The following is a 14784-nucleotide window of genomic DNA, read 5'->3' as shown; positions in this document are numbered from 1 at the left end:
ATGTCACGCCTGAAACTTCCCCGCAAAGCTGTAGCGCGAGCCCGGGTACACCAGGCGCGCCACACTGGCGATGTTGCTGCCGCTCACGGTGCGCCGCATCATGGCAAGGCAGGCCTCTGCGGGCTTGATGTCCAGGTGTTTGGCCTCCAGCGCCGAGGGCAGGCAAGCCTCGATGGAATAGCTGGCCTCGGTGAGCGGCGCCTGCTCCAGCAAGTGGTGCGTGGGCGTGGTCTGGGTGAAGTCGGTCTTCAAGTAATCTGGCGCCGCCGCCGGGTTCACATAGCGGTCTTCATACTGGATCGGCACGCCGTTTTCCAGGTGAATCAATATGGTGTGAAACACCCGCCCGCCCGGCCGCAGGCCCAGGGTACGGGCCAGGTCGGTGCTGGCTCTTTCAGATTCAGCGAGCAGCACCCGCGAGGTGTGCATGTGCCCCCGCTCCACCACTTCCTCATGAATGTCACGAATGGTCAGTGTGGAGGAAATGCGGTGCAGCTCCGCCACAAAGGTGCCGGAGCCCTGGATGCGCGTAACCATGCCCTCGCCCATCAACTCGCGCAGCGCCCGGTTGACCGTCATGCGGCTGACACCGAACTGCTCCATCAGCGCAGCTTCGCTGGGCACCGGGTCGCCGGGCTTCCAGGTGCCGGCGCTGATGCGTTTTTTAATGAATGCCTTGACCTGACCGTAGGCAGGCAGTGGTGTGGTGGCCATGGTTCAGCAGAATGCTCGCGTGTAAAAAATCATTGTCACCGCAAAAGCCGGCCTGGCAACCCTGAACGACCGGCGAACAACCGATAGACGGCCGGGCTTTTGCGCACAAACCGTAGATTACCGCAGTTGACACAAGTTGTATAGACAACTACGATTTATCCCATCGCCGGCTTGTTTTTTTCGGCGCCGTTTGATTTTTCCCGTTCTACTGCCGGAGCAGCCCCATGTCCGATCTTTCACAAACCCCATTTCTCGACAGCAAGGCCCGCCCCGTGCGCGCGCCTCGCGGCAGCACACTCACCTGCGCCAACTGGCAGATCGAGGCGGCCTACCGCATGATCCAGAACAACCTGGATCCGGAAGTTGCCGAAAACCCCGACGAGCTCGTGGTCTACGGCGGCATCGGCAAGGCCGCCCGCAACTGGCCAGCCTTTGACGCCATCCTCGACTCCCTGCGCAAACTCAAGGCCGACGAAACCCTGCTGGTGCAGTCGGGCAAGCCGGTGGGCGTGTTTCGCACCCACACGGGCGCACCGCGCGTACTGATTGCCAACTCCAACCTGGTGCCCAAGTGGGCGACCTGGGAGCATTTCAACGAGCTGGACCGCGCGGGCCTGATGATGTACGGCCAGATGACGGCCGGCAGCTGGATTTACATAGGCACCCAGGGCATCGTTCAGGGCACGTATGAAACCTTCGTGGAAGCGGGCCGCCAGCATTTCAATGGCGACCTGGCCGGCCGTTGGGTGCTGACTGCCGGCCTGGGCGGCATGGGCGGCGCGCAGCCGCTGGCTGCTACCTTTGCCGGCGCCTGCTCGCTCAACATCGAGTGCCAGCAGTCCAGCATCGACTTCCGGCTGCGCACACGTTATGTCGACAAGCAGGCGGCAAATCTCGACGAAGCGCTGGAGATGATCAGGCACCACACCTCGCGCAAGGAGGCCGTTTCCATCGCCCTGTGCGGTAATGCAGCCGAAATTGTTCCCGAGCTGGTCAAGCGCGCCAAGGCGGGCGGCATTCGCCCCGACATCGTGACCGACCAGACCTCGGCGCACGACATCATCAATGGCTACCTGCCTGCAGGCTGGACGGTCGCGCAGTGGCGCGCCGCCCAGAAAGACCCAACCCAGCATGCTGCGTTGACAAAAGCCGCAGGCGAATCCTGCGTGGTCCACGTCAAAGCCATGCTGGCTTTCCACGAGATGGGAATTCCCACGGTGGACTACGGCAACAACCTGCGCCAGGTCGCCAAGGATTTTGGCGTCGAGAACGCCTTTGATTACCCTGGTTTTGTGCCGGCGTACATCCGCCCGCTGTTTTGCCGCGGCGTTGGCCCCTTCCGCTGGGTGGCCCTCTCGGGCGACCCGGAAGACATTCAAAAAACCGACGCGAAGATGAAAGAACTCTTCCCCAACAACAAGCACCTGCACCGCTGGCTGGACATGGCCGAAGAGCGCATCGCCTTCCAGGGCCTTCCGGCGCGCATCTGCTGGATAGGACTTGGTGAGCGCCACCTGGCAGGCTTGGCCTTTAACGAGATGGTCAGGAACGGTGAGCTCAAGGGCCCCATCGTGATTGGCCGTGACCACCTGGACAGCGGCTCTGTCGCCTCCCCCAACCGCGAAACCGAAGCCATGAAAGACGGCAGCGATGCCGTGAGCGACTGGCCGCTGCTGAACGCGCTGCTCAATACCGCCAGCGGCGCGACCTGGGTCAGCCTGCACCATGGCGGCGGCGTCGGCATGGGTTACTCGCAGCACTCGGGCGTGGTCATCGTGTGCGACGGCACTGCCGAGGCAGCGGAGAAACTGGGCCGCGTGCTCTTCAATGACCCGGCTACCGGTGTGATGCGCCACGCCGACGCAGGCTATGACATCGCCAAACAATGCGCCAAAGACAACGGGTTGAACCTGCCCATGCTGGGCGACTGAACAGATGCGCGATAGCGGTAGTCATATCCCTAGCGCCGCCAGGCGCCTATGACACCGCGACCTTCTCCTTTTCCACATAGAACACCATGACGATCACCATCCAACCCGGCCTGCTGACGCTGGCGCAACTGCGCGACATTCACACCACCCGGCAGATACTGGCCATCGATCTCGCCGCCACAGCCGGAATCCGCGCCAGCGCCGCCCTGGTGCAAAAGGCCGCGCATGGCGGAGATGCGGTCTACGGTGTCAATACTGGCTTCGGCAAGCTCGCCAACCAGCGCATTGCGCAGGCCGACCTGGAAACACTACAGCTCAACCTGCTGCGCTCACATGCCGTGGGTGTGGGCGAGCCCATGCCCGAACGCGTGGTGCGCCTGGTGCTGCTGCTCAAGGCCGCGAGTCTGGCGCGCGGCTTCTCAGGCGTGCGTGAGGTCGTCATCGACACCCTGATGGCGCTCTACAACAAGGACCTCACACCCGTGATCCCTTGCCAGGGCTCGGTCGGTGCTTCGGGCGACCTCGCGCCACTGGCCCACCTGTGCCTGCCGCTGATTGGCGAAGGCGAAGTCTTCTACCAGGGCGAGCGCATCGCCGCAGCTGAGGCACTCAAGCAAGCCGCCATCACGCCGGTGAAGCTCTCGGCCAAGGAAGGCCTGGCACTGATCAATGGCACGCAGGTCTCGACCGCGCTGGCGCTGGATGCACTGATCGCTACCGACCGGCTGTTTGAAGCCGCCGTGATCTCGGGCGCTGTCACACTGGACGCTGCGCGCGGCAGCGACGGACCGTTTGATCCGCGCATTCACGCGGTGCGCGGCCAGCCGGGCCAGATCGACTGCGCCGCCGCCTACCGCGCCATCATGGTGGGCAGCGAGATCCGCCGCTCGCACCTCGAGGGCGACGACCGCGTGCAAGACCCTTACTGCCTGCGCTGCCAGCCGCAGGTGATGGGCGCCTGCCTGGACCAGATGCGCTACGCCACGCAGGTGTTGATGCGCGAAGCCAATGCCGTGACTGACAACCCGCTGGTATTTGCATCCAGCCCGGAAGTTGCTGTGCAAGCAGGGGCCGTGGAACCGGCTTTGCCGGGCCACAGGAGCCGCCCCCTTGAGGGGGAGGTGGCCGCAGGCCACTTCGGGGGGGAGCTTTTATCAGGGGGAAATTTTCATGCCGAACCGGTTGCATTGGCTTGCGATGCATTGGCCGTGGCCATTGCAGAGATAGGCGCCATCACAGAGCGCCGCATTGCCATGCTGGTCGATACCGTGGCCTCGCGCCTGCCGGCCTTCCTCACGCCCGAGCCGGGCCTCAACTCCGGCTTCATGATCGTGCATGTCACGGCCGCCGCGTTGGCCTCTGAAAACAAGTCACTCGCCCACCCCGCCAGCGTCGACAGCCTGCCCACCTCGGCCAACCAGGAAGACCATGTGAGCATGGCCACCTTCGCAGCGCGCCGGCTGCAGCCCATGCTGCGCAATACCGAATACATCGTCGCCATCGAACTGTTGGCGGCCGCGCAGGGCATTGAGTTCCTGCGCCCGCTCAAGAGCTCCGCCGTGCTGGAAGGCGTGCTGCAACTGGTGCGTCGGGCTTCGCCGGCCATGATGCAAGACCGAAGCCTCGCACCCGACATGGAGAAGGTGCACCAATTGGTAGCGGGTGGACGCATAGGTCTTGCCGGGGAAGCCCAAATCACCGAGTTGACCGCCTTGCGGCTGGCATGAAGCCTGCATACATTAGCAATACCTCAGTCGATACCCCCAACAGGAGCAACTTCATGAAGAAACAACTCGCCCTTTCGATGCTGGCCGGCGTCGCAGCTCTCGCCATGGGCAGCGCCCACGCGCAAGAAACCAAGGTCGCCGTCGGTATCTCCGGCTGGACAGGTTTTGCCCCGCTGACCCTGGCCAAGGAAGCCAACATCTTCAAGAAAAACGGGCTCGACGTCTCCATCAAAAAGATTCCACAAAAAGACCGCCACCTGGCGATTGCTTCAGGTGACGTGCAGTGCGCCGCCACCACGGTCGAGACCTGGGTGGTGTGGAACGCCAATGGTGTGGCCACCACGCAGATCTTCCAGCTCGACAAGAGCTACGGCGCCGACGGCATGGTGGTCAAGCCCGCCATTACCAAAATCACTGACCTCAAAGGCAAAACCGTGGCCGCCAGCGCGCCCGGCACCTCGCCCTATTTCGCTCTGGCTTGGATGCTGAAGAAAAACGGCATGAGCACCAAAGACGTGAAGGTCGTCAACCTTGAGCCGCAGGCCGCGGCAAACGCCATGATTGCCGGCACCGACGGGGTGGATGCCGCCATGACTTACGAGCCCTACCTGGGCGCAGTGCGCGCCAAGCCCGAGGCCGGCAAGATACTCGCCACCACGCTGGACTACCCCATGGTGATGGACACCTTCGGCTGCACACCCAAGTTCCTGTCTGAAAACCCCAAGGCTGCGAAGGCCCTGGCCGACAGCTACTTTGAGGCCGTCGAGATGATCCAGAAAGAGCCGAAGAAGAGCTTCGAGATCATGGGCGCCGACGTGAAGCAGACCGGCGAAGCCTTTGAGGCCTCTTCCAAATACCTGCGCTGGCAGGACCGCGCGGCCAACCAGAAATTCTTTGCCGGCGAACACGCTGCCTTCAGCAAGGAAGCGGCCGAGCTGTTGATGGAAGCGGGCATCATCAAGTCGCTGCCTGATATGAGCAAGCTCGCCGACACGCGTTTTCTCAAGTAAGCACGCGAAAGCATGCGGCCACTACAACCCGTCTCGCCCGGCGCGCGAATCGCGCTGGGCGTGAGCTTCTTCGTTCTGTTCTTTGTCGTGTGGGCCATCTTCACGCTGGGTGGCTATGTCTCCAAGACATTTCTGGCAGACCCGGTCACCATGGTGAGGTCTGGCTACGACCTGCTGGCCAACCAGGGCTTTATCAAGGACATCGGCATGACAGTCTGGCGGGTGCTGGGGGGCTTTGCCATTGCGGCATTGCTGGCCGTTCCGCTGGGCGTGCTGATGGGTGCCTACAAGCCCGTTGAAGCGTTCTTCGAACCCTTCGTGAGCTTTGCGCGCTACCTGCCCGCCTCAGCCTTCATTCCCTTGTTGATTTTGTGGGCGGGGATTGGTGAGGCACAAAAGCTCGCCGTGATTTTTATCGGCTCTTTCTTCCAACTGGTGCTCATGATTGCCGTGAGCGTCGGCAACACACGGCGCGACCTGGTCGAGGCGGCCTATACGCTGGGTGCGGCCGATCGCGGCATCGTGGTGCGCGTGCTGCTGCCCAGCGCAGCACCCGAGATTGCCGAGACCTTGCGCATGGTGCTGGGTTGGGCCTGGACCTATGTGATCGTCGCGGAGTTGATAGGCGCGTCCAGCGGCATCGGCCACATGATCACCGACAGCCAGGCATTGCTGGCAACCGACCAGATCATCTTCGGCATCATCGTGATTGGCGTGTTTGGTCTGGTCACCGACCTGGCGTTTAAAGCGCTCAATAGAAAACTTTTCCCGTGGGCTCAGTTAGGCCGATGACTTCTTCTTCCTCCACACCGATCCTGACCGTCACCCAGCTGTCGAAAACCTTTGCCGCCAACAAGGGCTCCGGCACCGTAGCGCTGCAAGCAACTGATCTGGCGGTTGCCGAGAACGACTTCATCACCATCCTCGGTCCCTCAGGCTGCGGCAAGTCCACCCTGCTGCGCATGGTCGCCGGGCTGGACATCCCCACAAGCGGCACCATCGTGCTGGACGGTAAACCCATAGCGGGCCCGGGCGCCGACCGCGGCATGGTGTTCCAGAGCTACACACTCTTTCCGTGGCTCACGATTTTGCAAAATGTCTGCTTTGGCCTGCGCGAAAAAGGCATGACGCAGGACGCGCAGCAGGACATCGCGCACCAGTTCATCAAGAAAGTGGGCTTGCAGGGTTTTGAAAACCACTTCCCCAAGCAGCTCTCGGGCGGCATGCAACAACGCACAGCACTCGCTCGCGCCCTTGCCAACAACCCGCGCATCCTGCTGATGGACGAGCCCTTCGGCGCACTCGACCATCAGACGCGCGAGCTGATGCAGGAGCTGCTGCAAGGCATCTGGGAGGCCGAGCAGAAAACCGTGCTGTTCGTGACGCATGACATCGATGAGGCCATCTTTATGGGCAGCCGCGTGGTCGTCATGAGCGCAAGACCGGGCCGCATCAAGTGCGACATTGCGGTGCCGCTGGGGCATCCACGGCATTACTCGGTAAAGACGACGCCGGTTTTCACGGATCTCAAGGCGAAACTTACCGAAGAAATCCGCGTCGAGGTGCACCGGGCGGCGGGCCTGCAGGCGCCCGTCGTTTAATCCGTCTGGGCTTTGGATCGTGCTGCCTGCGTCATGCGCAGGGCGCTGCAAACACCGGCCGTGGCGGCAAAGGCAGCGGCCAGCCAAAGGGCAATCAGGGGACCCTGACCGCCTTCGCCGGGACTGGACACGGCAAAAATCATCGCCAGTAAAACTGCGCCCAATGTCTGTCCCGTCAAACGTGCCGTGCCCAGCATGCCGCTGGCGCCGCCGCTGCGGTGTGCGGGCGCCGAGGTGATGATGGTGTGGTTGTTGGGTGACTGAAAGAGGCCGTAGCCGATTCCGCACAGCGCCATGCGCCAGACGATGTCGGCCTGCGCCGGATGCGCGGGCAACACGGCCAGCAACACCAGGCCCAGGCAGAGCATGGCCATGCCGACGCCGCCCAGCAGGCCGCCTGGATAGCGCCCTATGAGCCGGCCCACCAGCGGCGAAGTGACCACAATCGCCAGCGGCCAGGCGGTGAGCAGCAAGCCCGCCTCGAGGTGGCTGAAGCCGTAGCTTCCCAGCAGCAAAAAGGGCAGGCAGATATAGGCCAGCGTCTGCGCGCAGAAGGCGCCTATCGACGTGCCCATGGACAGCGCGAACACGGGAATGCGCAGCAAATCAAGCGGAAATAGCGGCACGGGCATGGCCAGCTGGCGGCGCACGTAGATCACGCCGATGACGATGCCGGCGGCCAGCTCGGCCAGCGGCAGCCACAAGGATGATGCAGCACCCGGCACAGCTTCCACACGTACACCCAGGCCGTCCACGCCCAGGAACACCAGGCCGAACATCAGGGCATTGAGCACCACATCGACCGGCGAGAGCTTGAGGCTCTCTGCCTTGGCGGTGTTCTCGGGCAGGGCCTTTCGACCCCACCATAACGACATCAGGCCGAATGGCACATTGAGCGCAAACAGCCATGGCCACGAACCGGCGGAAAGAATGCCGGCCGCAATCGACGGGCCGGCCACCGAGGCGGTGGCCACCACCAGCGAATTGATGGCGATGCCGCGGCCGAGCAGGTGTTTGGGGTAGATGAGTCGAACCAGCGCGGTGTTGACGCTCATGAGGCCAGCCGCGCCCAAGCCCTGCAGCGCGCGGGCCAGCGCCAGTGTGGTCAATGAATCAGCCAGCGCACAGAGCAGCGAGGCCAGCGTGAACACGGCCATGCCCGCCAGGTAAACGCGACGGTAACCGATGATGTCGCCCAATGTGGCCAGCGGCAGCAAGAGCGCCAGCGTGGCGACCTGGTAGGCGTTGACGACCCAGATGGACTGGGCGGGCGCGGCATTCAGTTCACGGGCGATGTCCGGCAGCGCCAGGTTAACGATGGTCCCGTCGAGCACCGCCATGACAATACCGAGAACGATGACCAGCAACGCACGCAAGCGCTCACGAGCGGGCAAACCATCCTGAACAATCATGCGTACCTTTGCTGGAACTGATGGGGATCAGGTCAGTCGCCATGAAGGCAGCTTGCTGAATCCCAAAGGCCCCGATTTTACGGGCGCAGCATGGGACGCGCAGCGTGGGGCCGCCGACGGGAAATGCCGCGCCCGCACGCGTCCAGGCGCAGGGCCGGCGATCGGCCGCCTTCGGCGGCCTTCGTGCCACTTTTTTCACCAATGGCCGCCGGATCATTCACATCGTGCGCAAGCAGCTATCCATTTGATAGCAGAGAATAAAAAATCCCGGGCTGCAAATGCAGGACCGGGATTGGGGTTGCCATTCCGGCAGGCCTTGCCGAGGCAAACCGTTGGACAGCTTACTTCATGCCGTACTTCGCCTTGGCATCGTTCTGGCAGCTGTCCTTGGCGGTTCCGGTGAGGGCATCGCAGCGCTCTTTGGCAGCCTTGTACTCGGCTTCACGCTTTTCGGCGCTGGCGTCCTTCCTGGCTTCGGTCACTTTTTCAGTCTTGTTCTTGCTGGTGTCGGCTGAGGTCTTGGCGACCTTGGCGTCTTCCTTGGCTTTCACGTGGGCCGCTTTGGCATCTTTCACGCAGACGTCCTTCTCATTGCCTTTCAGGTCATCGCACTTTTCCTTGGCGACGTCGTAGGCGGCATCGCCTTTGGCGAAGGCTACTTTTTCGGTGCTGCGCGGGCTGGGCTTGTACTGGGCTTCCAGTTCGGCCTTGGCGACTTTTTCATTGCCTTTGGCTTCGGCCACGCAGATGTCTTTGGCATTGTCTTTCAAGGTGGCACACTTATCGCGGCCGGCTTTGTAGTCGGCCGCGATGCGGTCGCTCTCGGCTTTATGTTCCACTTTGGTCATAGCCAGGGCCTGACCGGCAAAAGCACAGGACATCACGGCAGTCAGCATCAGTAATTTGGTTTTCATGGATTTTCCTTTGGATGAGTTGGAGTTATGGATTGGCAGATTGGTTATGGATGGACTCTGGAGCGTTCAACAGCGGATCAATAGCGCTCAAAAAAATCGGTAGGGTTGCGGTCTTTCCAGGCGGCGACCTGCTTCTCAGCCTCATCCTTGCTGAGGCCGTGGCGCTCCTGGATGCGGCCCAGCAGCTGGTCGCGTTTGCCGGCGATCACATCGAGGTCGTCGTCTGTGAGCTTGCCCCACTGTTCTTTGACCTTGCCTTTGAATTGAAGCCAGTTGCCTTCCACGCGGTCTTTGTTCATGGTGTCCTCCTGAACGTCAGTTGATAAATTCGCCCGTGGCACTGATGTTCTCTGTCGTGTCGTCGTGTCATCCTCGTCCGGGCGGCATGGACAAACCATACGTTCGTTGTTTCTCTCCCCCCGTAGGCCCCCGTATTTGATGAACGTAGGCTCATGCTTACAGACTGAGCGCCGACGCAGGAGCACCGCTGCATCAAGGCCAAGGCCTGAGTGCGGGCAAGGTGACGGGAAGTGGCTGGTTGCGCTTACTTTGACCGCAGTGTGCGGCTGAGCAGCGCGACGGGCAGCAAGCCCACCAGTACCAGCGTCAGCGCGGGCAAGGCGGCCTCACCGAGCCGCTCGTCGCGCGCGAGCTGGTAGGTGATCACGGCCAGGGTGTCGCTGTTGAAGGGCCGCAGCACCAGCGTGGCCGGCAGCTCTTTCATCACATCGACAAACACCAGCAGGCCCGCTGCCGCGACCGAACGTTTGAGCAGCGGCCAATGAATGCGGCTGAGGATGCCCAGACCGCTGGTGCCCAGCATGCGCGCACTGTCGTCAAAGCTGGCCGGAATGCGCGAGTAGCCGCTTTGCAGGCTTTGCAGCGCCACGGCGCTGAAGCGGACCAGGTAAGCCCAGACCACACCGATGATGGTGGCGGTAACCCAGTAGCCCGCGCTGGTCTGTGGCGCGGCGGCTTGTAGCCAACCCACGGGCAGCAAGAGGCCGACCACAATCACCGCGCCTGGCACGGCATAACCCAGGCCCGCCAGGTGCACGGCAGCGCGGGTGAGCAGGCCCGGCTGACGGCGTACCGCAAAGGCCAGGCCCAAGGCAAGCGCGGTGGCCAACAGCGCGCTCAAGCCTGCAAGACCAATGCTGCTGAGCGTCCAACCGACGAATTTGTCCCACAGCAAGTTGTCCCAGCCCAGCACCAGCGGGCGCAGCATAAAAAGCACCGGCAGCACAAAGCCCAGTGCAATCGGCACTACGCAGACGAACCACGCCGACACGGCACGCAGGCCGCGCAACTGCACGGGGGCGGCATCCTGCGCGCCAGCGCGCACACCGCGGCCGGTGGCAAAGCGCATGCGCTTTTGCGCGCTGTGCTCTATCCACAGCAGCAGCGCGACGAAGAACAGCAGCACAGTCGCCAGCTGCGCCGCGGCGATGCGGTTGTCCATCGAGAGCCACGCCTTGTAGATGCCGGCGGTGAAAGTCTGAATGCCGAAGTAGCTGGAGACACCAAAGTCGGCCAGGGTCTCCATCAAGGCCAGCGCCACACCGGCGGCCACGGCAGGCCGCGCCAGCGGCAGCGCCACACCGCGGATGCGGCGCGACAACGGTGCGCCCAGCAGGCGTGCGGCTTCCATCAGGTGCACGGCGCGCTCAGACAAGGCTGTGCGCGCCAGCAGGTATACATAGGGGTAGAGCGCGGCGGTGAACACCAGCACCGCGCCGCCCAGGCTGCGCACCTCCGGCAACAGCCGGCCCTGCAGGCCGAAGGTGGCGCGTAGCCATGTTTGCAGCGGGCCGGCGTATTGCAGGAAGTCGGTATAGGCGTAGGCCAGCACATAGGCCGGCATGGCCAGCGGCAGCAGCAGGGCCCACTCAAACGCCCGGCGCCCCGGAAAGTCAAACAAGGTGACCGTGGTGGCGGTCGCCATGCCGACTACCGCCACACCGAACGCCACACAGAGGCACAGCGTCAGTGATGTCCGGGTGTAGTCGGGCAGCACCGTCTGCAGCATCTGCAGCAGGATGGATTGCGCTCCGCCATTGAACTGCAGCCAGGACAGAGCCACAGCCAGCACCGGCAGCGTGAGCAGCCCGACCAGCACAAAGAGCACAACAGGAGGGAAATATCGGCGAAACATGGAGCCCCGGAAAGCCTCAGCAAAAAGGCCTCTCGCGGGGAGGGGCCCTGCCCCGGCCTGCGTTCGCCATGGTCTTGCAGTCAGTCACTGCAAATGAGAATTGTAAGCATCTACAATTGTTTGCATGTTTCTGGATATCTCCCAGCTCGGCGTGCACTACGCCGGCCGCACAAAGCCCGCCGTGGACGGCGTGTCGTTCAGCCTTCAGGCCGGGGAAATCGGGGTCCTGATCGGGCCTTCAGGTTGCGGAAAAACTACCTTGCTGCGTGCAGTGGCAGGCCTGGAGCGGGCCAATGCCGGCAGCATTAAGCTGGCAAAGGATGTGGTGAGCAGCGCCGCCGTGCATGTGCCGGCCGAATCCCGCCGCATCGGCATGGTGTTTCAGGACTACGCGCTGTTCCCGCACCTTGATGCTGCGCACAACGTCGCCTTCGGGCTCACTCATCTTGCACCCGCCCAGCGCAATCAGCGCGTCAGCGACGTGCTAGAGCTGGTCGGACTGGGCAATGTGCACAAACGCTTTCCCCATGAACTTTCAGGCGGCCAGCAGCAACGCGTGGCACTGGCGCGCGCGCTGGCGCCGCAGCCGCGCCTGCTGCTGCTGGATGAACCGTTTTCGAACCTGGACGTGGACCTGCGCGAGCGCCTGGCGCACGAGGTTCGCGGCATCCTGAAGGCGGCCGGCGCCACGGCGCTGTTTGTCACGCATGACCAACTCGAGGCCTTCGCCATCGGCGACCGCATCGGCGTGATACACCAGGGTAAGCTGCACCAGTGGGACGAGGCTTATGCGCTGTACCACCGCCCTGCCACCCGATTTGTGGCTGACTTCATCGGCCATGGAGTATTCGCACAAGCGCATATCGAGCAGCGCGGCGACGACGTGGTGGTGCACACTGCGCTGGGCGACCTGACGGACATGCTCGAATGCCCCTTGCCTGGCGCTTATGCCGGCGGCCTGTGCGACGTGCTGCTGCGCGCCGACGATATCGTCCATGACGACAGCGCGCCGGTGAAGGCACAGATCGTGCGCAAGGCGTTTCGCGGCTCGGAATTTTTGTACACCCTCAAGCTTCAGACGGGCGAGACGGTGATGGCGCATGTGCCTTCGCACCACAACCATGCGCTGGGCGAGTGGATAGGCATTCGCGCCGAGGTCGACCATGTGGTGACCTTTCCGCGCGAAACCTGCGCGGTGCAGGCCTGAAGCCCTGTCCTTAGCACTGCGTCTGCCTCAGGCGCTCAATGTCCTCTCGCAGCGTCTGGGCCCACACCCGGCGGGTCTGGCCCTGCGGCGCCTGCGCCTGGCCAAACGTGACGACTGCCTTGAGTGGCGGCGCGGTCAGGGTGCGCCAGATTGATCCGACCAAGGTTTCGTCGTCCACATAGCTGGGCGCAAAGCTCGTCGCGCCGCTAACGGCGTCGATGAACTTCAGCGCCACCGGCTGCACAGGCACCGAGGCCTCGATGGCAGCCTGAATGAGGTTGGCGTGAAAGTGCTTGAGGGTGATGCCGTCGCCGGTGGTGCCTTCGGGGAACACCGCCAGGATGTCGCCTGCGCGGAGGCGGTCCGCCATTTGCGTGACGACACGGTGAGCGTCGCGCCGCGACTCGCGCTCGATGTAGAGGGAACCCGCACCGTCGGACAGCGTGCGCACAAAGGGCCAGTCCCGCACATCCGCCTTGGAGACAAAGCGGCAGTGCCGCGAGGCATGCATCACCAGTATGTCCAGCCACGAGATATGGTTGGCCACCAGCAGCACCGGGCCGTTGGCCGGTGGTGTGCCCCCGACCACCAGCTCAATACCCACGATGCGCAGCATGGCCCCGGCCCATGCCTGCACGCGGGCCTCTTGCTCAGCCTGGGGCAGTTTGGGGAAAACCGTCTTGATCGTCCAGAAACCCTGGACGGCATGCACGGCGGCGCGCAACAAGGTCCAGCAAAAGCGAAGCCATTTCATGGGAAGCGGGCTGCCTCAATGCGAAGCTTCAGGGGCCTCGTAGGCGAGCTGCCCGCCCACGATTGTCCAGCGCACGCGCGCAGGCATCTGGTGGCCTGAGAACGGTGTGTGCTTGCCCTGGCTGCGCAAGGCGGCGGGCTCGACTGTCCATTCACCGGCGGGGTCAAACACGCAGATATCGGCCACGCCGCCTTTAACGAGCTGCCCCGCGCTGGCCTGCAGCGTGCCAAGCGCATTGCCCAGCACACGGGCGGGTTCACTCGTGAGCACCGCCAGCGCACGCTTCAAACCGGCATCGCTGTCAGCGCCCCATTTGCAGGCCAGGCCCAGCAGCAGCTCAAGCCCTGTGGCGCCCGGCTCGGCTTCGGCAAAGGGCAAGGTTTTGGCGTCTTCGTCGACGGGCGTGTGGTCTGACACCAGCGCGTCGATGGTGCCGTCGGCCAGGCCCTGGCGAATGGCGTCGCGGTCGCGCTGCTGGCGCAGCGGCGGGTCCAGCCGCATGCGGCTGTCGAAATAGCCGATGTCCACGTCGGTCAGGTGCAGGCTGTTGATGCTGACATCGCAGGTCACGGCCAGGCCTTCTGCCTTGGCCTTGGCCACCAGGGCCACACCCGCGGCGCTGCTGATGCGGCACAGGTGCACGCGCGCGCCGGTGGTCCGCACCAGCTCGAAGATGGTGTGCAGCGCAATGGTCTCAGCGGCAACAGAAACGCCGCTCAGGCCCAGGCGCGTGGCCAGTGGGCCGCTGGCGGCCACGCCGCTTCCCAGGTACATCTCTTGCGGGCGCAGCCAGACGGTGTAGCCGAAGGTGGAGGCGTATTGCAGGGCGCGCATCATGACTTGCGTGTTGGCCAGCGGCACTTCAGCTTGGCTGAAGCCCACGCAACCCGATTCCGTCAATTCGACCATCTCGGTCAGCGTCTCGCCCTTGAGGGCGCGGGTGAGCGCGCCCAGCGGAAACACGCGCGACTGGTGCAGCTTTTCAGCGCGGAACTTGAGCATCTCGACCAGGCCGGGTTCATCCAGCACCGGGTCGGTATCAGGCGGGCAGACCAGGCTGGTCACACCGCCGGCAACGGCTGCTGCCAGTTCGCTTTCGAGCATGCCTTCATGCTCGTGGCCGGGTTCGCGCAAACGTGCCGATAAATCGATGAGGCCGGGTGCCACGATGCAGCCGGTCGCATCAATCGTCTTGTTGGGCGCGAAATCGGCGGGTGAGCTTTTGAGCGAGACGATGCGGCCTGCGGCAATCGCCACATCGCAAACTTCGTCGAATTTGGAGGCGGGGTCAATGACGCGGCCGTTTTTGATGAGTATCTTCATTCTTTTTCTCCGCAATACGCGCAAATACGTGTAATG

At 63.2% G+C, this 14784-nt stretch carries 13 protein-coding genes; 6 read left to right on the top strand and 7 right to left on the bottom strand.

The annotated features are described in order from the left end of the window. Positions 1–3 precede the first annotated feature (3 nt). Positions 4–714 carry a histidine utilization repressor gene (hutC, locus tag AC1DYR_RS18400; RefSeq protein ID WP_477706370.1) on the bottom strand — a complete coding sequence of 237 codons (711 nt, stop codon included), beginning with the start codon at positions 712–714 and terminating at the stop codon, positions 4–6. A 224-nt stretch (positions 715–938) separates the two neighbouring features. Between hutC and hutU the strand changes: the two genes are divergently transcribed. From hutU to AC1DYR_RS18375, 5 genes are all read left to right on the top strand, one after another. After that, complete coding sequence (gene hutU / locus AC1DYR_RS18395; protein WP_477706369.1) at positions 939–2645, top strand: urocanate hydratase; 1707 nt, start codon at positions 939–941, stop codon at positions 2643–2645. A gap of 86 nt (positions 2646–2731) precedes the next feature. Next, the gene (gene hutH / locus AC1DYR_RS18390) at positions 2732–4372 is read left to right on the top strand and encodes a histidine ammonia-lyase (protein WP_477706368.1); all 1641 of its coding nucleotides are present in this window, start codon (positions 2732–2734) and stop codon (positions 4370–4372) included. A gap of 53 nt (positions 4373–4425) precedes the next feature. Further along, on the top strand, positions 4426–5382 hold the full coding sequence (locus tag AC1DYR_RS18385) for an ABC transporter substrate-binding protein (protein WP_477706367.1): 957 nt from the start codon (positions 4426–4428) through the stop codon (positions 5380–5382). 12 nt (positions 5383–5394) lie between these two features. Continuing rightward, entirely contained in the window at positions 5395–6174 is a 780-nt protein-coding gene (locus AC1DYR_RS18380; protein WP_477706366.1) for an ABC transporter permease, read from the top strand. Beyond that, positions 6171–6983, top strand: a complete 813-nt coding sequence (locus AC1DYR_RS18375) for an ABC transporter ATP-binding protein (protein WP_477706365.1) — start codon at positions 6171–6173, stop codon at positions 6981–6983. The genes AC1DYR_RS18380 and AC1DYR_RS18375 overlap by 4 nt, the downstream gene beginning before the upstream one ends. Here the strand turns inward: AC1DYR_RS18375 and AC1DYR_RS18370 are convergent. The 4 genes from AC1DYR_RS18370 to AC1DYR_RS18355 form a co-directional block, all read right to left on the bottom strand. Beyond that, positions 6980–8395, bottom strand: a complete 1416-nt coding sequence (locus AC1DYR_RS18370) for an MFS transporter (protein ID WP_477706364.1) — start codon at positions 8393–8395, stop codon at positions 6980–6982. The genes AC1DYR_RS18375 and AC1DYR_RS18370 overlap by 4 nt on opposite strands. Before the next feature lie 341 nt (positions 8396–8736). After that, positions 8737–9309 carry a hypothetical protein gene (locus AC1DYR_RS18365; protein WP_477706363.1) on the bottom strand — a complete coding sequence of 191 codons (573 nt, stop codon included), beginning with the start codon at positions 9307–9309 and terminating at the stop codon, positions 8737–8739. Between the two features lie 77 nt (positions 9310–9386). Beyond that, on the bottom strand, positions 9387–9608 hold the full coding sequence (locus tag AC1DYR_RS18360) for a CsbD family protein (RefSeq protein ID WP_457281027.1): 222 nt from the start codon (positions 9606–9608) through the stop codon (positions 9387–9389). Positions 9609–9853: 245 nt separating this feature from the next. Then, the gene (locus AC1DYR_RS18355) at positions 9854–11464 is read right to left on the bottom strand and encodes an ABC transporter permease (protein ID WP_477706362.1); all 1611 of its coding nucleotides are present in this window, start codon (positions 11462–11464) and stop codon (positions 9854–9856) included. Between the two features lie 124 nt (positions 11465–11588). Between AC1DYR_RS18355 and AC1DYR_RS18350 the strand changes: the two genes are divergently transcribed. Beyond that, positions 11589–12671 carry an ABC transporter ATP-binding protein gene (locus AC1DYR_RS18350; protein ID WP_477706361.1) on the top strand — a complete coding sequence of 361 codons (1083 nt, stop codon included), beginning with the start codon at positions 11589–11591 and terminating at the stop codon, positions 12669–12671. 10 nt (positions 12672–12681) lie between these two features. Here the strand turns inward: AC1DYR_RS18350 and AC1DYR_RS18345 are convergent, their stop codons facing one another. Both AC1DYR_RS18345 and AC1DYR_RS18340 read right to left on the bottom strand, forming a co-directional pair. Next, positions 12682–13425, bottom strand: a complete 744-nt coding sequence (locus AC1DYR_RS18345; RefSeq protein ID WP_477706360.1) for a lysophospholipid acyltransferase family protein — start codon at positions 13423–13425, stop codon at positions 12682–12684. A 15-nt stretch (positions 13426–13440) separates the two neighbouring features. Further along, positions 13441–14748, bottom strand: coding sequence for a dihydroorotase (locus AC1DYR_RS18340; protein ID WP_477706359.1), 1308 nt, complete (start codon positions 14746–14748; stop codon positions 13441–13443). Positions 14749–14784 lie beyond the last annotated feature (36 nt).

It is taken from the genome of Polaromonas sp. P1_F9 (assembly GCF_056405615.1).
This window is presented reverse-complemented; position numbering and strand designations above follow the sequence as displayed.